Below are 21,095 nucleotides of genomic sequence, written 5' to 3' on the forward strand. Positions count from 1 at the left end.
AACCACGCGCACCCTCCCCACAGCCCCGGAGGGTTGCGGGAAGGGGTGGGGAGGGGCCAGAACGCGGGTTCCGGGGCGGAGCCCCGGGAGCACCCGGGCGGCGGCACCCGCAATTAGGCCAGAATTCGCCGCCCGGTCAGGGCTTCGCGGGGGTCGCCGTGAGGGCCGCGGTCAGGAGGGGGGTGACCTGGGCGATCTGCCAGGGCCGGGCGCCGTGGGCGGCCAGGGCGGCGGCCACCGCGGCCGATGACCGGTCCCCCGGCGGCTCCCAGCACACCCGCCGCACGGTGTCCGGCGTGATCAGGTTCTCCTGCGGCATGTTCAGCCGCTCGGCAAGCTCGGAGACCGACGCCCGCGCCGCCGAGAGCCGGGCCGCGGCGGCCGGGTCCTTGTCCGCCCAGGCGCGCGGCGGCGGAGGTCCCTGCAGCGCCTGGCCGGGCTGCGGCAGCTCCGCCTCCGACAGGGCCTTCGCGCGGTCGACGGCCGCCTGCCACTGCTCCAGCTGGCGCCGCCCCATCCGGTGCCCGAACCCGGTCAGCGCGGTCAGCGCGTTCACATGGGCGGGCAGCGCCAGCGAGGCCTCGATGATCGCGGAGTCGCTGAGCACCTTGCCCGGCGAGACGTCACGCCGCTGCGCCACCTTGTCCCGCGCGGTCCACAGCTCGCGTACGGCGGCCATCTGACGGCGCCTGCGCACCTTGTGCATGCCGGAGGTGCGGCGCCAGGGGTCCTTGCGGGGCGGCGCGGGCGGGGCGGAGGCGATCGCGTCGAACTCCTCGTGCGCCCACTCCAGCTTGCCCTGCCGGTCGAGCTCCTTCTCCAGCGCGTCGCGCAGGTCGACCAGGAGCTCCACGTCCAGGGCCGCGTACCGCAGCCAGGGCTCGGGCAGCGGCCGGGTCGACCAGTCGACGGCGGAGTGACCCTTCTCCAGGGCGTATCCGAGCACGCTCTCGACCATCGCGCCCAGACCCACCCGCGGGAAGCCCGCGAGCCGGCCGGCCAGCTCGGTGTCGAAGATCCGGGAGGGAACCATGCCTATTTCGCGCAGGCAGGGCAGATCCTGCGTGGCGGCGTGCAGGATCCACTCGGTGTCCGAAAGTGCCTCCCCGAGCGCGGAGAGATCCGGACAGCCGACCGGGTCGATGAGCGTGGTGCCCGCGCCCTGCCGACGCATCTGCACGAGATAGGCGCGCTGCCCGTAGCGGTAGCCGGACGCGCGCTCGGCGTCGACGGCGACGGGGCCGGTGCCGGCCGCGAAGGCGGCGACCACTTCGGCCAGGGCTTCCTCGGTGGCAACGACAGGCGGAATGCCCTCTCGGGGCTCCAGCAAGGGAATCGGCGCCTTGTCGACGTCGTCCGGGGGAGCGCCCCCGGTGGTTCGCAGTGCTGTCTCGGCTGCGGTCTTATGGGCGTCGGTCACCTGTCAAGGGTATCTGTGTATGCACGGCGCCCGTCGACGGAACGTTCCGTCGACGGGCGCGTGAGGGTCGTAAACCGGTCAGTGGATGATTCCGGTCCGCAGCGCGACGGCCACCATCCCGGCGCGGTCACCCGTGCCGAGCTTGCGTGCGATCCGGGCGAGGTGGGACTTGACGGTCAGGGCGGACAGGCCCATCGAGACGCCGATGGCCTTGTTGGACTGGCCCTCCGCCACGAGCCGGAGCACCTCGACCTCACGGCCGGAGAGCTCGCGGTAGCCGCCCGGGTGGCTCGGGGCACCCGGGGGGCGGCGGTGCATACGGGCGGCGGCGGAGCCGATGGTGGCGGCGCCGGGACGGCCGGGGTGACCGATGTTGGTACGGGTGCCGGTGACGACGTAGCCCTTCACGCCGCCCGCGAGGGCGTTGCGCACGGCGCCGATGTCGTCGGCCGCGGACAGTGCCAGGCCGTTGGGCCAGCCGGCGGCTCGGGTTTCGGACAGCAGGGTCAGCCCGGAACCGTCGGGCAGGTGGACGTCGGCAACGCAGATGTCGCGCGGGTTGCCGACGCGGGGACGGGCCTCCGCGATGGACGACGCCTCGATGACGTCACGTACTCCGAGCGCCCACAGGTGCCGGGTGACGGTGGAGCGGACTCGGGGGTCGGCAACGACGACCATGGCCGTCGGCTTGTTCGGGCGGTAGGCGACCAGGCTTGCGGGCTGCTCAAGAAGAACGGACACCAGGCCTCCTGGAAAGGTGCGGGACGAAGCCGGCTCGGGGATGAAGCCGGGGCGAACCGTGCAGTTAGGGTCACAAACCTCTTCGGCACCAAACCCCTCGGCCTTTAGAGAATGATCACGATTTGGTGAGAAACATTTAGGCCAATTCGGACAGGCGCTCGATCGTCGAGTAACCGGCGGGGCGCTGGGCCCCCTCCGGAGCGCACCGAAAACGCCCCGCGCCCCGCCGGAAGCGGGGCGCGGGGCGACGGGAAGGCCGACGTCAGCGGGGATCTCGGCGCTGCGGCAGGGTGACCACCCCGCTGCCCGCCTCGGTACTGCCCGAGGCCGGCGGGAGGCCGGCGACCTGGCACAGCAGATCGCACCAGGCGGCGAGATGACCCGCCGTGTCCGGCACCCCGCCACGGCCCTCACGCGGTGTCCAGGAGGCCCGGATCTCGATCTGGGTGGCCGGAAGCCGCTCCGAGAGCCCGCCGAAGTAGTGCGAGCCGGCCCGGGTGACCGTGCCGCCGGCCTCTCCGTACGACAGCCCGCGCGCCTCCAGGGCGCCGGTCAGCCACGACCAGCACACCTCGGGCAGCAGGGGATCGGCCGCCATCTCCGGTTCCAGTTCGGCCCGTACGAGGGTGACCAGGCGGAAGGTGCCCTGCCAGGCGTCGTGTCCGGCCGGGTCGTGCAGCAGGACGAGCCGGCCGTCGGCGAGATCGTCCTCGCCCTCGACGACCGCCGCCTCCAGGGCGTAGGCGTGCGGCGCCAGACGCTGGGGCGGACGCGTCTCGTCCACCTCGATCTCGGGGCGCAGTCGCGCCGTGCGCAGTGCGTCGACGGCCTGACGGAAGGGGATCGGGACGGTGGTCCCGTCCGCGGCTTCCCTGCCGTCAGCGCCATCCGAAGTTCGTCCCTGAGCGGCAGCCATGCGGGGAAGACTAGGCGGAACGGGCGTCCGGCGCCGGTAGGGACACCCGGCCCGGGCCGGCGGCTTGCCGCCACATGCGAAGATTCTGGGCGTGAGCGCCAACGACCGCCCTGTGGGCCAGCCGAACAGCAAGACGCACGACTCCGCGTTCCTCAAGGCGTGCAGGCGGGAAGCCGTCCCGCACACGCCGGTCTGGTTCATGCGCCAGGCGGGGCGCTCGCTGCCGGAGTACCTGAAGGTGCGCGAGGGCATCCCCATGCTGGAGTCCTGCATGCGGCCCGAGCTGGTCACCGAGATCACGCTCCAGCCGGTGCGCCGGCACAAGGTCGACGCGGCCATCTACTTCAGCGACATCGTGGTCCCGCTCAAGGCCATCGGCATCGACCTGGACATCAAGCCGGGCGTCGGCCCCGTCGTCGCCGAGCCGATCCGCACCCGGGCCGACCTGGCCCGGCTGCGCGACCTGACCCCCGAGGACGTCCACTACGTCACCGAGGCGATCGGCATGCTGACCGGCGAGCTCGGCTCCACGCCGCTCATCGGCTTCGCCGGCGCACCCTTCACGCTGGCCAGCTACCTCGTGGAGGGCGGCCCGTCCCGCAACCACGAGAACACCAAGGCCATGATGTACGGCGACCCGGAGCTGTGGGCCGACCTGCTCGACCGGCTCGCCGAGATCACCGCCGCCTTCCTCAAGGTGCAGATCGAGGCGGGCGCCTCCGCGGTGCAGCTCTTCGACTCCTGGGTGGGTGCGCTCGCCCCCGCCGACTACCGCCGCTCGATCCTGCCCGCCTCGGCGAAGGTCTTCGACGCGGTCGCCCCCTACGACGTGCCCCGCATCCACTTCGGCGTCGGCACCGGCGAACTGCTCGGCCTCATGGGCGAGGCCGGCGCGGACGTCGTCGGCGTCGACTGGCGCGTCCCGCTGGACGAGGCGGCCCGCCGGGTCGGCCCCGGCAAGGCGCTCCAGGGCAACCTCGACCCGGCGGTCCTGTTCGCGCCGACCGCGGCCGTCGAGGAGAAGACCCGCGAGGTGCTCGACGCGGCCGCGGGCCTGGAGGGCCACATCTTCAACCTGGGCCACGGCGTGCTGCCCTCGATGGACCCGGACTCGCTGACCCGCCTCGTCGCGTACGTCCACGAGCAGACCGCCAAGTAGCCGCTACCCGGCGGCGCGCACCTTCGACACCGCCTTGCGCGCCGCCACCAGGACCGGGTCCCACACCGGGGAGAACGGCGGTGCGTAGGCCAGGTCGAGCGCGGTCATCTGCTCCACCGTCATCCGCGCGGTCAGGGCGACCGCCGCGACGTCGATCCGCTTGGCCGCGCCCGCGCCGCCCACGATCTGCACCCCGAGCAGTCGGCCCGTGCGCCGCTCGGCCAGCATCTTCACCGTCATCAGGGCCGCACCCGGGTAGTACCCGGCGGTGTTGGTCGACTCGACGGTCGCCGTGACGTACTGCAGACCCTCCTCGTTGGCCTGCCGTTCGGTGAGACCGGTGCGGGCCACCTCGGTCTCGCAGACCTTGGTCACGGCCGTGCCGACGACACCCGGGAACGTGCCGTAGCCGCCCGCCACGTTGGAGCCGATGATCTGGCCGTGCTTGTTGGCGTGCGTGCCGAGCGCGATGAAGCGGTGCCGGCCCGAGACCAGGTCGAGCACCTCCACGCAGTCGCCGCCCGCCCAGATGTCCGCGTGCCCGCGCACCCGCATCGAGGTGTCCGTGAGCAGTCCGCCGGACGCCCCGAGCGGCAGACCGGCCGCCCGGGCCAGGTCCGTACCCGGTGTGACGCCCAGGCCGAGCACCACCACGTCCGCCGCGTACTCCGTGGACCCCGCCGCGACCGCCCGCACCCGGCCCGAGTCCCCGGTCAGCACCTCGGTGACCTCGGCGCCCGTGACCACGCGGATTCCCGAGCGCTCCATCGCCCCGGTGAGGCGGTCCCCCATGTCCGGGTCGAGCGAGTGCATGGGCTGGGCGCCGCGGGTCAGGAGCGTCACCTCGAAGCCGCGGCCGAGCAGCGCCTCGGCCATCTCGATGCCGATGTATCCGCCGCCCACCACCACCGCGCGCCGCCGGCCGGCCGCCGCCAGGCTGTCCAGGAGGGCCCGCCCGTCGTCGATGGTGTGCACCCCGTGCACTCCGGGCGATTCGATCCCGGGCAGGGCGGGCCGCACCGGCCGGGCACCGGTCGCGATGACGAGCTTGTCGTAGGAGGTCCACTCCTCGGCGCCCGAGGCGAGATCGCGCGAGCGCACCCGGCGGCCCGCCACGTCGAGCTCCGTCACCTCGGTGCGCATCCGCAGGTCGATGCCGCGTTCTTGGTGCTCCTCGGGGGTGCGGGCGATCAGGTCGTCGCGCTCCGGTACGTCACCGCCCACCCAGTACGGGATGCCGCACGCGGAGTAGGAGGTGAAGCCCGACCGTTCGAAGGCGACGATCTCCAGCTCCTCGGGGCCCTTGAGCCTGCGGGCCTGGGACGCCGCGGACATGCCCGCCGCGTCACCGCCGATGACCACCAGTCGCTCCGCCGCCATGGGTGTTGCCTCCGCTCGTGAGGGGTCGCCTGCTCCTGGTCACGATACGTACGGGAGGCGCGCGGAATTCCCGCCCGCGGGGGAGCGGCCCGGGGGTTGGCCGGAGCCGGACCTCAACTCGCCCTCCGCGCGGGCGGGTTGATCTCGCTCGGCGGATGCCGCGGGGCTCGTTCCGGGTGGTCGGCGGGGGTCTGAGACAGTGGGGGCATGGACAACGCCCCCGCCCGTGCCCCGCACATCGTCGTCGTCGGAGGCGGTATCTCCGGCCTTGCCGCCGCCCACCGGCTGCTCGCGTCCGGCGCCCGGGTGACCGTGCTCGAAGGAAGCGCGGTGCTCGGCGGCAAGCTGCTCGCCGGGGAGATCGAGGGTGCGCCCGTCGACCTCGGCGCCGAGTCGATGCTGGCCCGCCGTCCCGAGGCCGTGGACCTGGCCCGGGCGGTCGGCCTCGGCGACCGGATCCAGGCGCCCGCCGCGGGGGGCGCCGCCATCTGGACCCGGGGCGCGCTGCGGCCGATGCCCACCGGCCATGTGATGGGCGTGCCCGCCGAGCCCGGCACCCTCCACGACATCCTGTCCGCCGAGGGCCTGGCCCGCGTCGCCCAGGACCGGGAGCTCCCCCCGAGCGAGGTCGGCGAGGACATCGGCGTCGGCGAGTTCGTCGCCAGGCGCGTCGGCCGCGAGGTCGTCGACCGTCTGGTGGAGCCGCTCCTCGGCGGTGTGTACGCGGGCGACGCGTACAAGATCTCGATGCGGGCCGCCGTGCCCCAGCTCTACGAGGCGGCCCGCACCCACGGCTCGCTCCTCGACGGCGTCCGGGACATCCAGGCCAAGGCCGCCGCGAGAGCGCAGAGCGGGCCGGTGTTCGCGGGCCTGGACGGCGGCATCGGCACGCTGCCTGCCGCGGTCGCCGACGCCGTACGCGCCCAGGGCGGCGAGATCCGCACCGAGACCCCGGTCCTGGGACTGGCCCGCACCGCCGACGGCTGGCAGATCCGCACCGACAGCGAGCTGATCGCGGCCGACGGCGTGATCCTCTCCACCCCCGCCTGGTCCGCGTCCGAGCTGCTCGGCGCCGAGGCGCCGGTCGCCGCCGCCGAGCTCGCCGACGTCGAGTACGCCTCGATGGTCCTGGTCACCCTCGCCTTCCGGCGGGCCGACCTGGCCGGTCTGGAGGAGCGCTCCGGGTTCCTGGTGCCGCCGGTGGACGGCCGCACCATCAAGGCCTCGACCTTCTCGTCGCACAAGTGGAGTTGGGTCAAGGAGCGCGGCTCGGACCTGTTCGTGCTGCGCACCTCGATCGGGCGCTACGGCGAGGAGCGCCATCTGGACTGGGACGACGCCGATCTCGTGGACGTCTCGCTCGGCGATCTCGGCGACGCCGTCGGCCTGTCGGCCCGGCCCGTCGCGACCCGGGTCAACCGCTGGATCGGCGGCCTTCCGCAGTATCCGGTGGGCCATCTCGCCAAGGTCGCCCGCATCCGCGGGGAGGTCGCGAAGCTGCCCGGGCTGCGGGTCTGCGGCGCCGTTTACGACGGTGTCGGCATCCCCGCGTGCATCGCGAGCGCCCGGCGCGCCGCGGACGAGATCATTGCCACGTCGACCCTGGCGCAGAACACCCAGAGTGACGCGGGACAATAGCCACATGAGTGCTGCTCCGGAAAAGATTCCCAACGCGGGGAAGAAGGCGAAGGACCTCAACGAGGTCATCCGCTACACCCTGTGGTCTGTCTTCAAGCTGCGCGACGTACTGCCCTCCGACGAGGCGGTCCGGTCGGGTTACGCCGACGAGGTCCAGGAGCTGTTCGACCAGCTCGCCGCCAAGGACGTCACCGTCCGCGGCACCTACGACCTGTCGGGTCTGCGCGCGGACGCCGACATCATGATCTGGTGGCACGCGGAGACCTCCGACGAGCTCCAGGACGCCTACAACCTGTTCCGCCGCACCAAGCTGGGCCGCGCGCTCGAACCGGTGTGGTCGAACATGGCGCTGCACCGGCCCGCCGAGTTCAACAAGGCGCACATCCCGGCGTTCCTGGCCGACGAGAACCCGCGCGACTACGTGTCGGTGTACCCGTTCGTGCGCAGCTACGACTGGTACCTGCTGCCCGACGAGGACCGTCGCCGGATGCTCGCCGACCACGGCAAGATGGCCCGCGGCTACCCCGACGTGCGGGCCAACACGGTCGCCTCGTTCTCGCTCGGCGACTACGAGTGGCTGCTCGCCTTCGAGGCCGACGAACTGCACCGCATCGTCGACCTCATGCGCCACCTGCGCGCCTCCGAGGCCCGGATGCACGTCCGCGAAGAGGTCCCGTTCTACACGGGGCGTCGCAAGAGCGTGGCCGACCTCGTGGCGGGCCTGGCCTAGCAAGACCAGGTGACCGGGGCCCGCGCCACGCGAGCGGGCCCCGGTCATCCCTGACCCGGAAGATCAGAGAGCGGGCAGCACATGCCCCGGCCTGCCGGCTGCCCGCTCGTCCAGCGACACCGGGTTCGGCTCCCGGTGCGGCGCGCACGCAGCGCGCCGCACCGGCGTCCGGCCGTTCAGCAAGTAGTCCTCCACATAGCCGTTCACACAGGCGTTGGAGCCACCCGCGATGCCGTGCGTACCGGCGTCCTTCTCCGTGATCAGGACGGAGCCCGGCAGCCGCCGCTGGAGTTCCAGGGCCCCCGGGTACGGCGTCGCCGCGTCCCGCTCGGCCGCCAGGATCAGCGTCGGCGGCAGCGCACCCGGCTTCGCGCCGACGTCCACCGGCTTCTGCTGCGGGGCCGGCCAGTAGGCGCACGGCAGGTTCATCCACGCGTTGTCCCACGTCTCGAACGGCGCGGTCACCGCGAGCCCGGTGTTGTCGCGGTCCCAGGTGGTGAAGTCCCTCGGCCAGGGTGCGTCGTTGCACTCGACGGCCGTGTACACCGCGTTCCCGTTCTCGTCGTCGGCCGCCGACTCCGGCTTGGGCGAGGCCTGTTGGACCAGCGGGCGCTCGTTGCCCTTGAGGTATTCCGAGAGCGCGGTGGCCCGGCTCGACCAGTAGTCGTCGTAGTAACCGGCCTTGAGGAACGCGGCCTGCAACTGGGCGGGGCCCACCGTGCCGCCGGCCGGTTCGCGGGTCAGCCTGGCCCGCACCCGCTCGTAGCTCCCCAGCACCTCCTCGGCCGTACTGCCCAGGTGGTAGACCGCGTCGTGCTTGGCGACCCAGGCACGGAAGTCGGCCCAGCGGTTCTCGAACGCCCGTGACTGGTCCAGGTTGTTGCGGTACCAGATCTGCTGCGGGTCCGGGTCGACCGCCGAGTCGAAGACCATCCGGCGGATGTGCGAGGGGAACAGCGTCGCGTACACCGCCCCGAAGTAGGTGCCGTAGGAGGCGCCCATGAAGGTCAGCTTCTTCTCGCCGAGCGCGGCCCGCAGCACGTCCAGGTCACGGGCGTTGTTGATGCTGGTGTAGAACCGCAGCGCGTCCCCGGCGTTGCGCGCACAGCCCTCGGCGTACGCCTGGGCCTGGGCGATCCGCTCCAGCTTGTACGACTGCGAGGGGTACGTCGGCGACTCGGTGGGCGCCTTGGCGAAGTCGGACGGGTCCTGGCAGGACAGCGGCGCCGAGCGGGCCACCCCGCGCGGGGAGTAGCCGACCAGGTCGTACGCCCCGGCGATCCGCTGCCAGTCCGAGAGCCCGGCGACCATCGGGAAGTACATGCTGGAGGCGCCGGGCCCGCCCGGGTTGAAGACGAGCGCGCCCTGCCGCTCGGCGGGCTTGCCCCCGGCCTTGGTGCGGCTGACGGTGAGCCGGATCTGACGGCCCGTCGGATGTGCGTAGTCCAGCGGGACTTGGACCGTGCCGCACTGCACGGAGGGAGGCAGCGACTCCACCTCGGGGCAGCGGCCGAAGGCGATCGGCTTGGCGGCGGCGCGCTGGGCGGCGGCCGTCACCCCGCGGGCCTCGGCGGTCAGCGGGTCGGCGCTGCCCGCGGGGGCGGCGACGAGGGCGGAAAGGACGAGGGAACCCAGGGTTCCGTACAGCGCTACAGCTCTCATCGCCGGTACATCCCTTTCGTGCTGCGGTACTACGGAAGTACATACAGATCAGAAGGGGATACTTCGGACGAGTGAAAGTAAAGCAGCGGGGCCGCGCCGGGCGCGGTCATTGACTCCGATGCGCGAAGCGGCCGCTCGTGAGGGCGCTGCGCAGCTGGGGGTCCTCCACGGCCCGCAGTCCACGCACGGCGACCGCGGTGAGCGGGTCGTCCGCCGGGTCGAGTCCGCCGAGCAGCGCCTGCCCGTCGGGTGAGGCCCAGCGGGTGTAGGGGTGGATCTCCACCCGGGCGATGGCCAGACAGCCCAGTGTGAGGACGAGCGGGAGCGCGAACCAGGCCGCGATCTCGGCCCGCCCGGTGTCCGTTTCGCCCGGCATGAACAGGGCGGCGCAGGCGAGCGCGGTGATGAGCAGGGCCGCGCCGCGGACCGTCTTGACCGAGGCGGTGACCCCGGACCGCACGGCGTCGGGCACCGCGAGGCCCGCGCCGGCGAGCCGGTCGGCCAGGGCGCGCACCGCGTCGGCCGCGGCGGTCCCGGACCGTATCGCCGCTATCCGCTCCTGGCCGCCGGGGCCGATGGCCGTCAGGACCGAGCGTTCGAGCTCGTCCCGGCCCTCGGGGTCGACGACGGTGGCCCAGCCCGTGTGGGCGAGCAGCAGCCGGCGGGCCCGGTGCATGGAGACCAGGGTGAGGTCGGCGACCCGGTACGGGCCGCCCGCCAGGAACGCGGCCTCGTAGCAGGACAGGCCGCGCTCCTCGTCCGTACGCGGCCGGGGGCGCGCGGCGGCGACGGCCGCCAGGCAGAGCCGGCCGCAGGAGAGACCGGCCGCGACCATCGCCGGCAGAAGGAACAGGACCCAGAACATGGCCGAGTTGTATGCGAAGTTGACGCTTCGCCGCCACAGTCTGTCCACAATTTGGACGTCGGGTTATCGCTTCGTTACGGAGCGTGGGGCGTCCCGGGCGCGGGCGACGCCTCGTCCTTCGGGCGGGAGGCGGCCGGGGGCAGCGGGAACGACGGCTCGGCCCCGGCGGGTGGCTCGGCGCTGTCGGCGGGCTCCGGCGTGAGCGGCACCGCGCTCGGCGGTGTCGCCCCCGGTGTGGGCGGCGGGGGACCGGTGGGGCCGGCCGTCGCCGCGGCCGCGGCGTCCCGTGCGAGCGCGTCGAAGTCGACGAACCCGGTCGCCTCCAGCATCCTGATGTGGTCCAGGACGGTGGTGTTCGCGTCGTCGGCGAGCCCACGCACCAGCGAGTTGCGGGTGTTGGCCCGGACCTGCGCGACCAGGGCGAACACCTTGCCGTGGGCGGCGCGCAGCAGGTTCGCGAAGTCCCATTCGTAGGCGGTTCCGGAGTCCTCGGTCAACTGCCGCAGCCAGCCCTGCTGTTGGCCATTGGGCCGATTCGGCAGTTCCATGCCGAGCTGGGCCGCGACCTCGCGGACCCGGGCGTCGAGGAAGGCGTGCCCGTCGACGAGGTGCTGCCCGGCCGCCCTCACCGCGTCGCTGGGGTCCCGCTGGACGGCCTGCCGCCCGGCCGGCCCCTCCCACAGCCCGGCGAGCCGCACCCGGACCACGAAGTCCCGGTCGGCGGCCGTCAGTGGCCCCCAACGGGTGCGCACGGTGGTGGCGTTGAGGTCGGCGAGCGGGGTGCCCGAGCGGTCGGCGTACGACCACACGGGGAAGAGCAGCGCGAGCAGAGTCGCGCCCAGCGCGATGACGACGAGTCCGGTGCCGGACAGCGAGCGACGCATGGATGCCTCCTGGTGCGGTGCGCACGGTAGTGCGGATGCCGCTGGTTTCGGAGGCGGTTCGGTGAAGTGGGTGGCCGGGTGGTGTGGGGGTCGTCACGTGATGCGTGAGTTGCCCCCAACTCCCTTGTTCCTGCGGTACGTTGACCCGCCGCGCGCCGGGGCCGACCGCCGCGGGGCATCCGTCCCGGGGCGCTTGGCTGAGGCCGCCGGGGTCAGGCGGCCCGGGTCAGGGTGCGCAGCAGCCGGGCGGCCCGGCCCGGCGGCCGCGGGCCCGCCCGCTCCTTCCACCAGCGGGCCAGTTCCCGGCGCACCTCGGGGTCGGCGGGCCGTCCCGCGTCGAGCAGGGACCGCGCGAAGTCGAGCGCGTCATGGCGGTAACCGCCTTGCATCGGACGGGACTTGGCGTACGAGAAAAACGCCTCCCGGTAGGCTTCGCCGAGCAGCCGCGGCAGTTCGGGCGCCACCTTGGCCACCACTTCGGCCCGCTTGGCCGCGAGCGCGCGGGACTGTACGCGAAGCCGCCGCCCGTCGAACCCGGAGGGCGCGGGTGTGCCCGCCGTCAGCGAGGAGAGCAGCGCGGCCTGGGCGAGCGCGAGCCGGTCCCGGGCTTCCGGGGCGGCCGCTCCTTCGGCGGGGGCCGACCGGGGAGCAGCCGCCCCGGGGGCAGTCGCCCCCGGGGCCGGAGGCTCGGCCGCGGCCAACGTGGTCCGGATGGCGCCGAGTTCGGCGGCGAGCTCCGCGGCGGGCGGGAACGCGTCGTCGCGCTCCAGGAGCACCCCCGGAGGCGAGGTGCGGGAGGCAAGGTCGGCCAGGACGTCGAGCACGGCCTTCGGCACGGGGTGCGCGTGGGTGTCGTGCCAGACGCCGTCCCGTTCGACGCCGCCCGCCACGTGCACGTACGCGATCGCCTCCAGGGGCAGCGCGGCGAGCACCCTGGCGGGGTCCTCGCCGCGGTTCACCCGGTTCGTGTGGAGGTTGGCCACGTCGATGAGCAGCCCGACTCCGGTGCGCTCGACCAGCTCCGACAGGAACTGACCTTCCGTCAACTCCTCGTCGGGCCAGTCGATCAGCGCCGCGATGTTCTCCAGGGCGAGCGGCACCGGCAGCGCGTCCTGTGCGATGCGGACGTTCTCGCACAGCACCCGCAGGGCGTCGCGGGTGCGCGGCACCGGCAGCAGATGGCCCGCCTCCAGGCGCGGCGAGGCGGTCAGCTCCCCGCCCGCGCGCACGAACGCGATGTGCTCGGTGACCAGGGGCGAGCCGAGCGCCTCGGCGCGGGCCGCGAGGTCGGCGAGGCGCCGCGGGTCCGGCCGGTCCGCCCCGCCGAGGCCGAGCGAGACCCCGTGCGGCACCACGGTGACTCCTCGCTCGCGCAGCCGGACCAGGGAGTCGGGGAGGTGTCCGGGGCAGAGGTTCTCCGCGACCGCCTCGACCCAGTCGATGCCGTCGAGCCGCTCCACCACCCCGGCGATCTCCGGCCGCCAGCCGATGCCGATGCCCAAATGCTTCATGGACAGGTCATGGCCCCCGGCTCGCGCGACGAATCCTGCCGGAGCACCTTCAGAGCTTGATTTGAGGTTCCGCCGGCCCCGCCCGGTGCGGGGCGTCGCGTCAGCTGGGGGTGGCCAGAGCGTCGAAGTCCACCAGGCCGGTGGCCTCCAGCATCGTCATGTGGTCGAGGACGGTCCTGTTGGCATCGTTCGCCAGGTCCCGCACCAGCGAGTTCCGGGTGGTCGCGCGGACCTGGGCGACCAGGGCGAACACCTTGCCGTGGGCGGCGCGCAGCAGGTTGGCGAAGTCCCGTTCGTAGGCGGTGCCGGTGTCCGCGGTCAGCTGGCGCAGCCAGCCCTGCTGCTGGGCGTTGGGCTGGTTCGGCAGCTCGATGCCGAGCTTCGCGGCGACGTCCCGGTCGTGCTGGTCGAGCGCGGCGTGCCCCATGACGAGGTGGTCCCCGGCCGCCTTGATCGCGGCACTGGGCGCCCGCTGCTGGGCCTGCTGCCCGGCCGGGCCCTCCCAGAGCCCGGCGAGCCGCACCTTCGTGACGAACTCCCGGTCCGTCGCGGACAGCGGGCCCCAAGGGGTGGGCGTGGAGGAGGAGTTGAGGTTCGCCTGCGGGGTGCTGGAGCGGTCGGCGTACGACCAGACGGGAAAGGCGAGCGCGCCGATGGTGGCCACCAGCACCGCGATGAGCAGACCCGTCCCGTTCACGTGGCGCAGGGCGAAACGGCTGGAGCGGACTATTCCACGCGACAAGATGCCTCCCGGGACGGCGAGTTGAGAGCGCGAGCACTGCTCGGCGTACCGGGAGGTACGGATGGGGCGGGTGGTGTGTTCAGCGGGGCGAAGGCATGGCCGGATACGGCACCCTCAGCCGCCCGCGACCCGTGCCCGCAGGGCCGGGTGGTCGGCGACCACCGTGCAGGAGCCCGGGGCGATTTCGGTGAAGCCCGCGTCGCGGACCACCGGCAGCCCGCTGCGGGTCAGCCCGTGCCAGGCGGCCGGGTCCGCGATGCGTACCGCCAGGGCGAAGCCGGACTCGCGCCAGGCCGCGCGCTCGGGCTCCGTGAGCTCCCACCAGGCGAGCTGGGCGCCGTGCCCGGCCTGGGCCATGGCCTTGCCCGCGGACATGCCGAGGTCCGGGTTGAGCCAGAGCACCGGCGCGATCGTCTCGGGGGCGCCCGGCTCGGCCGGGTCGTCCAGGTCCGTGCCGGACACCTGGAGCTTGGCCAGTTCCTTGGGCCAGCCGTCCAGCGGCACCGGCGGGAAGACGCGTACCTCCGCCGCCTTCCCGGTCACCGTGATGCCGGGCAGCGCCGAGGCCTTGCGCCACTCGGCGCCGCGGGCCCGCCGCACGACCTTGCGGATCCGCGCGTCCTGCCAGTCCCGCATCACCCGGGCCCACTCGCCCTCGTCGTCCCCCTCGCCGAGCGACCGCTCGTCGGAGAGCATCACGAGCACCGCGCGGGCCGCCGTCTCCAGGGCGTCGGTGCGCGCCGGCGGCTCGGCCTTCTCGATGTGCACGACGAGCGGCAGCACGTACTGCCGTGCCTCGTCGCGCGGGGAGGCGTCGTGAAAGGGGCTGTCGGAAGGGGGGTTCTGGGTGTTCTCGGTGCTCACCCCACCAGTCTGCCAGCCGCCGAACCGGTGATTCTTGGCGGAACGAATGGTTCCGGGACAGGATGCGCGCATGAAGAGCGACCTTTTTGCCATCGAGAACATGGCCCAGCCCGCGGCCGCCGCCGGAATGACGCTGGAGAACGCCAAGTCCATCAAGTACGCGGTCAACGGCGAGATGCTCGCGCGGCAGGGCGCGATGATCGCCTACCGCGGCAGCCTCCAGTTCGAGCGGCGCGGCCAGGGCATCGGCGGCATGCTCAAGCGCGCGGTGACCGGCGAGGGCCTGCCGCTGATGGCGGTCAGCGGCCAGGGCGAGGCCTGGTTCGCGCACGAGGCGCAGAACTGCTTCATCGTCGACATCGAGCAGGGCGACGCGCTCACCATCAACGGTCGCAACGTGCTGTGCTTCGACGCCTCGCTCAGCTACGAGATCAAGACGGTCAAGGGCTCCGGCATCGCCGGCGGCGGCCTGTTCAACAGCGTCTTCACCGGGCAGGGCCGCCTGGGGCTGATGTGCGAGGGCAACCCGCTGGTCATCCCGGTCTCCCCGCAGCTTCCGGTGTACGTCGACACCGACGCGGTGGTCGGCTGGACCGCCAACCTCCAGACCTCCCTGCACCGCTCGCAGTCCATCGGCTCGATGCTGCGCGGCGGCTCCGGCGAGGCCGTTCAGCTGATGCTCCAGGGCGAGGGCTACGTCATAGTGCGCCCCAGCGAGGCGACGCCGCAGAAGGCCCAGCAGCACTGAGCACCGTCCGGAACCTGCGCGGGGTGGGCCGCCGGTACTCCAGCGGCGGCCCCTGGGCGCCCTCATCCCGGACCCGGCCGGGGGCGCACCGGTCCGGATTGAGGGCGCCAACGGCACTGGAAGGTCAACCCTGTTGAGGGACCGGAGCGGTTCGGCGCGGCCCGCGCACCCCGGCACCCCGCTCGCCGAGCTCTCCCGGGGCGCCGACCCGGTCCCGTACGCCGATTAGGCTCGGGCGCATGGACGAGACGCAGCCGCGGGACGACACGACCTACTGCGAGGCGGCCCCCTTGGGCGGCGCCCCCGCGGCCGGAGTGTACGAGGGGCCCTTCGCCGAGTGCGTGCTGTGCCGGGCACCGACCGAGTACCCGGAGTCGACCAGGGGCAGCACGCTCTGCCCGGTGTGCGAGTGGCAGGAGGCGCAGCGCGCGGCCTGCTCCGGCTGAGCCGGTCGGTGCGGGGGGTGGCGCGCCGTGCCGGTCAGTGCGGGGGGTGGCGCGCTGAGCCGGTCAGTGCTGGGGGTGCTGGACGGTGCTGCGGATCAGGTCGGAGACCTTCACGAAGCGGTAGCCGCGCTTGCGCAGCTCCGGCACGATGCGCTGGAGCGCCGTGTCGGTGACCGGTGCCGCGCTGCGCGTGCAGTGCATGACCACGAGGGACCCGGGCTTGACCCCGGCCAGGACCTGCTCGGCGACCGCGTTCGCGTCCTTGGCGAAGGCGTCCCCGCTCACCACGTCCCACTGGACGGCGGTCATCTTCAGCGGGGCGAGCGCGCGCAGCGTCTCGTCGTCGTAGCAGCCGCCGGGGAAGCGGAAGTACGGCACGGTGTTGGTCACCCCGGCCGCCTTGAACTGGGCCGTCGCCTTCTCCACGTCGGCCCGCATCGCGTCCTTCTCGACGACGGGCAGCCCGTAGCAGTCCGTCTTGAACGCGTAGTGGCTGTAGGAGTGGTTGCCGACCTCGAAGGCGGGGTCGGTCCCGATGGCACGGGCCTCGGCCGGATACTCCTGCGCCCATCGACCGGTCATGAACACGGTGGCCGGCACCTTCAGGCGCTTCAGGTCGGCGATGAGCGCCGGGTTGTCGAAGCGCTCGCCGCCCGCCGCGCGCGGACCCTGGTCGGCCGTCATGTCGGCGTCGAAACTCAGCGCGACGACCTTCTCGCCCTGGGGGTTCGGGGCCGCCCGCTCGAAGACCGGGGTGAGTCCGCCGGGGCCGGGTGCCAGCGTCGCGGCGATCGCCGTCTTCGGAGCACCGGCCCCCGGGGGTGCCGAGGGCGCGGCCTTGCCCGCCGTCTGGTGCGGGGCCGTGGCGGGGTCGGAGCCGCAGGCCGTGAGTGCGGCACCGAGCAGGGCAACCGTGAGCAGTTTTCGTGCAGTAGTGGTCACGAACGGAAAGTATCCGATCGTATCGACATATTTGTTCAGGGCGCTCCCGGCCGCTCCCGAGATTCCGGCCAATGCCGCACAGCCCGGCGCCTGGGCCCGGCACGGGCCCGCCGCCCCAGCCGCACGACGCGCCCCGTGGGCCGCCGCGGACTACGCTCGATGCAGACGGATCAGCCCGACCCACCCGGATCACCCGCCCGAAAAGGCCCCTTCGCGGGCAGGGCGCGGTTCGAGGCCCCAGGGAGGCGACGTGTCCCGATCCCGTGCCGGAGCATGCTCGGCGGCACTCTTCTCGACCGCCCTCGCGCTGTGTTTCGCGTGCGCGGCGACCGCCCGCGCGGACGACACCGGCTCGCTCGGCGCGGACCGGATCGCCCAGCGCTCCCACGACGCGCTGCTCGGGGCCCGGTCCCTGCACGTGACGGCACAGGGCGTCCCGGGCTCCGGCGCGGGGACCTCCTTCGATCTGACCCTCGACCGGTCGGGCAACTGCCGCGGCTCGGTGAGCCTCGGCCCTCAGGGCTCGGTGGAGATCATCCGGCGCGGCACCGACGTGTGGATCAGGCCGAACGCCGCGTTCTGGAAGAACGAGGTGCCCGGCGGCGGCAGCGCCCTGGCCTCGCTCGTCGGCGACCGCTACCTGAAGGGCACCACCGACGACCCGGTGCTGCGGAACACGACCGACGTGTGCGACCTCGACACCTTCCAGAAGTATCTGGACACCTCCGCCAAGCTGCCCGCCGCCACCCTCACCAAGGGCAGGCCGGCCACGGTCGACGGCGTCGCGGTCATTCCGGTCACGGCCACCCGGCAGGGCCGGACCTACACGCTCGACGTGGCCGCCACCGGGACGCCCTACCCGGTACGGTTCACCGTCGCCAAGGGCGGTGCCGCCCCCGAGGCGACCGTACGCTTCGACGGGTTCGACCAGCCGGTGCCGGCTGCCACCCCGGCCGCCGCCGACGCCGTGGACATCTCCGGCCTGATGGGCAGGCAGTCCTGATGGAAGGACCCCAACTCGCCCTGGATCAGGGGCCCTTGAGCAGCCGGCGCCTGCACTCCTCGACATCGAAGTCGCCCGGCGGGTACTGCGGATCCAGCGCCTCCAGATGCTCCAGGAGCAGCTTGCTTACCGCCCAGTTGCGGTACCACTTGCGGTCGGCAGGCACGAGGTGCCAGGGGGCGGCGGCCGTCGAGCAGCGCTCCAGGGCGAGCTCGTACGCCTCCTGGTAGGCGGGCCACAGCGCGCGCTCGTCGATGTCCCCGGCGTTGAACTTCCAGTGCTTGTCCGGGTTGTCGAGGCGGGCGAGAAGGCGGCGGCGCTGCTCCTCGTGGCCGATGTGCAGGAACACCTTGACGACGGTCACGCCGTCGTCCACCAGGGACTGCTCGAAGCGGTTGATGTGACCGTAGCGAAGCGTGACCTGAGGCCGCGGGACCAGCTCGCGCACCCGGGCGATCAGGACGTCCTCGTAGTGCGAGCGGTCGAAGATGCCGATCTCGCCCGACTGCGGCAGCGCCTTGGAGATGCGCCACAGGAACGGGTGCGCGAGCTCCTCGCGGGTCGGTGCCTTGAAGGCCTTGATGCGGCAGCCCGAGGGGTTGAACAGGCCGATGACGTGCTTGACCGTGCCGCCCTTGCCGCTGGTGTCCATGCCCTGGAGCACCAGCAGGATCCGCCGCCGGTCGCCCGCGGTGCTCGCCGCGTACAGGCGCTCCTGGAGATCGGCGAGACGTTCACCCATCCGGGCGATGGCGGCCAGGCCCGCCGCCTTGTCCTTGGGGCCGCCGGGCGTGGCGTCGGTGGCGTGGGAGGCGAGGGCGACACGCTCGCCCTCGGGGATGCGCAGCAGCTCGCGCAGGTTCTGCCCGGGCCTGTCGCCGCCCTTGCGGGCCTTGCCCTTACCGGCCACTGCGCACCCCTTCCGGCCGCCTCACGTTCCCTCGATCGTGCGATGGAACGGCGGTCGGCGCTACCGCTGGCGGCAGTGTCAGGCGAGCTCGGCGCTGAGCGTGATGGTGGTCCCCGAAAGGGCCTGGCTCACCGGGCAGTTCTTCTTGGCGTCCTCGGCGGCGGCCTGGAAGCCGTCCGCGTCGAGGCCGGGCACCTCGCCGACCACGGTGAGGTGGATGCCGGTGATGCCCTCGCCGGGCTGGAAGGTGACGTCGGCCTTGGTCTCCAGGCGGGTGGGCGGGGTGCCCGCGCCGGTCAGACCGTGCGAAAGGGCCATGGAGAAGCAGCTGGAGTGAGCGGCCGCGATGAGCTCCTCCGGGCTGGTCTTGCCGTTGGCCTGCTCGGCGCGGGACGGCCAGGAGACCGGCTGGGACCCGATGCCCGAGGAGTCGAAGCTGACGGTGCCGGAGCCCTTGAGGAGCTCGCCTTCCCAGACCGTGTGCGCCGTGCGCGTGGTGGCCATGATGTTTCCCTTCTGTGGCCGAGGGGGCGGTGGACGGATGCAGCATGAGCCCCCTCGGCCCCAAACCTACTGCGCCACAAGGCCCTTCGCGTCGCGGGCGAGCGCGGTCAGGCGGGAGATCGCCCGGAAGTACTTCTTGCGGTAGCCGCCGTTCAGCATCTCGTCACTGAACAGCCGGTCGAAGGGGACACCGGAGGCGAGTACCGGTACCTCACGGTCGTAGAGGCGGTCGGCGAGCACCACCAGCCGCAGCGCGGTCGACTGGTCGGGCACCGGGCGCACATCGGTCAGGCACACCGCGCGCACCCCGTCCGTGAGCGCGCCGTAGCGGCTGGGGTGGACGCGTGAGAGGTGGTCGAGCAGCTGCGGGAAGTCGTCGAGGGCGGCGCCCTCGGTGGCGTAGGCGGCCTTGGTGACCTGCTCCTCGGAGTGCGGCGCCGGGGCCTCGGGCAGACCGCGGTGACGGTAGTCCTCGCCGTCGATCCTGAGCGGCCGGAAGTGTGCCGAAAGGCCCTGGATCTCGCGCAGGAAGTCGGCGGCCGCGAACCGGCCCTCGCCGAGCTTGCCCGGCAGCGTGTTGGAGGTCGCGGCGAGCGCCACGCCCTGCTCGACGAGCCGGCGGAGCAGCGAGGACACGAGGACGGTGTCGCCCGGGTCGTCGAGCTCGAACTCGTCGATGCACAGCAGCCGGTGACCGCTCAGGGTCGCCACGGTCTGCTGGAAACCGAGCGCGCCGACCAGGTTGGTCAGCTCGACGAACGTGCCGAAGGCCTTCAGGGCGGGCTCGGCCGGGGTGGCGTGCCACAGGGACGCGAGCAGGTGCGTCTTGCCGACGCCGTAACCGCCGTCGAGGTACACCCCGCGCGGCCCGGGCGCGGCGGCCGGCTTCTTCGCGAACCAGCGCCGCTTGGTGCCCACGGCGTGCGCGCCTCCCAGCCCCGCCGCGAAGGAGGACAGCACGGCGACCGCCTCGGTCTGGCTGGGCTGGTTCGGGTCCGGCACGTACGTCTCGAAGCGCACCGAGTCGAACCGCGGCGGCGGCACCATCTCGGCGACCAGACGGTCGGCGGGGACATGCGGCGCACGGGCGCAGAGCGACATGGGGGCCGCTTCGGTTATGGGGCTGGTCGACACAGTTCCCCACTGTAAGCGCCGTGCCAGACTGCACGGTATGCGACAACTGTTCCCTGTGACCGACCAGACACCGGCGGCCGAAAGCAGCCGGGCCGCGGGACCGGCCGCGGGCGACGACCCCGCAGAACACGCCGCGGGCACCGAGTGGTCGCTCGACCGACTGGCCGACGCCTACGCCTACCCCCCCGGCGGCGGCCCCTGGCTGCGCGCCAACATGGTGTCCTCGCTCGACGGCGCCGGCCATCACGAGGGGCGCTCCCAGCCGCTGTCCTCCGACACCGACATGCGGATCTTCGGCACCCTGCGTGCCCTGGCGGACGTCGTGGTGGTGGGTGCGGAAACGGTACGCCTGGAGGGGTACCGGCCGGCCAGGGCGCGAGCCGGGTTCGCCGAGCGGCGCAAGGCCGCCGGGCAGGGCCCCGCGCCCGTCATCGCCGTCGTCACCGCGAGCCTGGACCTCGACTTCGCGCTGCCGCTGTTCACCTCGCCGCTCGTGCCCACCCTGATCCTGACCGGCGCGGCCGCCGACCCCGACCGGGTCCGCGAGGCCGAGCGGGCGGGCTGCGAGGTGGTGGTCGCGGGCGACGGAGTCGGTGTCGAGCCCCGCCGGGCGGTCGCGGCGCTGGCCGGGCGCGGCCTGCCGCGGATGCTCACCGAGGGCGGGCCGCGGCTGCTCGGCCAGTTCGTGGCCGCCGGGGTGCTCGACGAACTGTGCCTGACCGTGTCCCCGACGCTGACCGCGGGCGACGCCCAGCGGATCGCGTCGGGGCCCGCGGTGAAGGTCCCGCAGCGGTTCGCCCCGACGTCCGTACTGGAGGACGCCGGGTTCCTCTACACGCGTTACCGTCGGATCTGACGATCAGCGGAATTTCCCGTTCCGGTTAGCTCACGCTGGG

General features: G+C 73.0%; 21 protein-coding genes. 7 read left to right on the forward strand and 14 right to left on the reverse strand.

What is annotated here, in order from left to right; all coding sequences use genetic code 11:
* Positions 1-136: 136 nt before the first annotated feature.
* From IE267_RS22510 to IE267_RS22520, 3 genes are all read right to left on the reverse strand, one after another.
* Positions 137-1,420 (reverse strand): HRDC domain-containing protein, encoded by a 1,284-nt coding sequence (locus IE267_RS22510; protein ID WP_189764445.1) that lies wholly within the window; start codon positions 1,418-1,420, stop codon positions 137-139.
* 78 nt (positions 1,421-1,498) lie between these two features.
* Positions 1,499-2,161, reverse strand: coding sequence for a response regulator transcription factor (locus IE267_RS22515; RefSeq protein WP_189764446.1), 663 nt, complete (start codon positions 2,159-2,161; stop codon positions 1,499-1,501).
* 262 nt (positions 2,162-2,423) lie between these two features.
* A complete protein-coding gene (locus IE267_RS22520; protein ID WP_167152728.1) occupies positions 2,424-3,077 on the reverse strand; it encodes a DUF3000 domain-containing protein in 654 nt (217 codons plus the stop codon).
* Between the two features lie 91 nt (positions 3,078-3,168).
* Here IE267_RS22520 and hemE point away from each other — a divergent pair, with 91 nt between their 5' ends.
* Complete coding sequence (hemE, locus tag IE267_RS22525) at positions 3,169-4,236, forward strand: uroporphyrinogen decarboxylase (protein ID WP_161253086.1); 1,068 nt, start codon at positions 3,169-3,171, stop codon at positions 4,234-4,236.
* 3 nt (positions 4,237-4,239) lie between these two features.
* On the opposite strand, the gene IE267_RS22530 is transcribed toward hemE, so the two are convergent.
* A complete protein-coding gene (locus IE267_RS22530) occupies positions 4,240-5,616 on the reverse strand; it encodes an FAD-dependent oxidoreductase (protein ID WP_189764447.1) in 1,377 nt (458 codons plus the stop codon).
* A gap of 207 nt (positions 5,617-5,823) precedes the next feature.
* Here IE267_RS22530 and hemG point away from each other — a divergent pair, with 207 nt between their 5' ends.
* Entirely contained in the window at positions 5,824-7,254 is a 1,431-nt protein-coding gene (hemG, locus tag IE267_RS22535) for a protoporphyrinogen oxidase (protein WP_167152726.1), read from the forward strand.
* Positions 7,255-7,258: 4 nt separating this feature from the next.
* Positions 7,259-7,984: a hydrogen peroxide-dependent heme synthase gene (hemQ, locus tag IE267_RS22540; RefSeq protein ID WP_161253095.1), complete on the forward strand. Its 726-nt coding sequence runs from the start codon at positions 7,259-7,261 to the stop codon at positions 7,982-7,984.
* Positions 7,985-8,047: 63 nt separating this feature from the next.
* Here the strand turns inward: hemQ and IE267_RS22545 are convergent, their stop codons facing one another.
* The 6 genes from IE267_RS22545 to IE267_RS22570 form a co-directional block, all read right to left on the reverse strand.
* A complete protein-coding gene (locus IE267_RS22545) occupies positions 8,048-9,646 on the reverse strand; it encodes an alpha/beta hydrolase (protein WP_189764448.1) in 1,599 nt (532 codons plus the stop codon).
* Between the two features lie 106 nt (positions 9,647-9,752).
* Positions 9,753-10,511: a TIGR04222 domain-containing membrane protein gene (locus IE267_RS22550; RefSeq protein ID WP_189764449.1), complete on the reverse strand. Its 759-nt coding sequence runs from the start codon at positions 10,509-10,511 to the stop codon at positions 9,753-9,755.
* Positions 10,512-10,585: 74 nt separating this feature from the next.
* A complete protein-coding gene (locus IE267_RS22555; RefSeq protein WP_189764450.1) occupies positions 10,586-11,395 on the reverse strand; it encodes a DUF4142 domain-containing protein in 810 nt (269 codons plus the stop codon).
* 212 nt (positions 11,396-11,607) lie between these two features.
* Positions 11,608-12,906, reverse strand: coding sequence for an MbnB/TglH/ChrH family RiPP precursor modification enzyme (locus IE267_RS22560; RefSeq protein WP_189764451.1), 1,299 nt, complete (start codon positions 12,904-12,906; stop codon positions 11,608-11,610).
* Between the two features lie 100 nt (positions 12,907-13,006).
* Positions 13,007-13,612: a DUF4142 domain-containing protein gene (locus tag IE267_RS22565; protein WP_167156079.1), complete on the reverse strand. Its 606-nt coding sequence runs from the start codon at positions 13,610-13,612 to the stop codon at positions 13,007-13,009.
* A 150-nt stretch (positions 13,613-13,762) separates the two neighbouring features.
* Entirely contained in the window at positions 13,763-14,512 is a 750-nt protein-coding gene (locus tag IE267_RS22570) for an aminoacyl-tRNA hydrolase (protein ID WP_373304581.1), read from the reverse strand.
* A 70-nt stretch (positions 14,513-14,582) separates the two neighbouring features.
* Here IE267_RS22570 and IE267_RS22575 point away from each other — a divergent pair, with 70 nt between their 5' ends.
* Both IE267_RS22575 and IE267_RS22580 read left to right on the forward strand, forming a co-directional pair.
* Positions 14,583-15,260, forward strand: coding sequence for an AIM24 family protein (locus IE267_RS22575; RefSeq protein WP_167152720.1), 678 nt, complete (start codon positions 14,583-14,585; stop codon positions 15,258-15,260).
* A gap of 239 nt (positions 15,261-15,499) precedes the next feature.
* Entirely contained in the window at positions 15,500-15,706 is a 207-nt protein-coding gene (locus IE267_RS22580) for a hypothetical protein (protein ID WP_189764490.1), read from the forward strand.
* Positions 15,707-15,769: 63 nt separating this feature from the next.
* On the opposite strand, the gene IE267_RS22585 is transcribed toward IE267_RS22580, so the two are convergent.
* Positions 15,770-16,648: a polysaccharide deacetylase family protein gene (locus tag IE267_RS22585; protein WP_229861365.1), complete on the reverse strand. Its 879-nt coding sequence runs from the start codon at positions 16,646-16,648 to the stop codon at positions 15,770-15,772.
* A 250-nt stretch (positions 16,649-16,898) separates the two neighbouring features.
* Between IE267_RS22585 and IE267_RS22590 the strand changes: the two genes are divergently transcribed.
* Positions 16,899-17,651: a hypothetical protein gene (locus IE267_RS22590; RefSeq protein ID WP_229861366.1), complete on the forward strand. Its 753-nt coding sequence runs from the start codon at positions 16,899-16,901 to the stop codon at positions 17,649-17,651.
* A gap of 25 nt (positions 17,652-17,676) precedes the next feature.
* On the opposite strand, the gene IE267_RS22595 is transcribed toward IE267_RS22590, so the two are convergent.
* From IE267_RS22595 to zapE, 3 genes are all read right to left on the reverse strand, one after another.
* On the reverse strand, positions 17,677-18,561 hold the full coding sequence (locus tag IE267_RS22595; RefSeq protein ID WP_189764453.1) for a PPK2 family polyphosphate kinase: 885 nt from the start codon (positions 18,559-18,561) through the stop codon (positions 17,677-17,679).
* A 78-nt stretch (positions 18,562-18,639) separates the two neighbouring features.
* Positions 18,640-19,065, reverse strand: a complete 426-nt coding sequence (locus IE267_RS22600) for an OsmC family protein (RefSeq protein WP_167152717.1) — start codon at positions 19,063-19,065, stop codon at positions 18,640-18,642.
* Positions 19,066-19,131: 66 nt separating this feature from the next.
* Positions 19,132-20,166: a cell division protein ZapE gene (gene zapE / locus IE267_RS22605; protein ID WP_189764488.1), complete on the reverse strand. Its 1,035-nt coding sequence runs from the start codon at positions 20,164-20,166 to the stop codon at positions 19,132-19,134.
* A gap of 70 nt (positions 20,167-20,236) precedes the next feature.
* On the opposite strand from zapE, the gene IE267_RS22610 reads away from it, so the two are divergent.
* The gene (locus tag IE267_RS22610; RefSeq protein ID WP_167152715.1) at positions 20,237-21,055 is read left to right on the forward strand and encodes a pyrimidine reductase family protein; all 819 of its coding nucleotides are present in this window, start codon (positions 20,237-20,239) and stop codon (positions 21,053-21,055) included.
* Positions 21,056-21,095: the final 40 nt, after the last annotated feature.

The organism is Streptomyces xanthochromogenes (assembly GCF_014650455.1).
Taxonomy (GTDB): Bacteria; Actinomycetota; Actinomycetes; order Streptomycetales; family Streptomycetaceae; genus Streptomyces; species Streptomyces xanthochromogenes.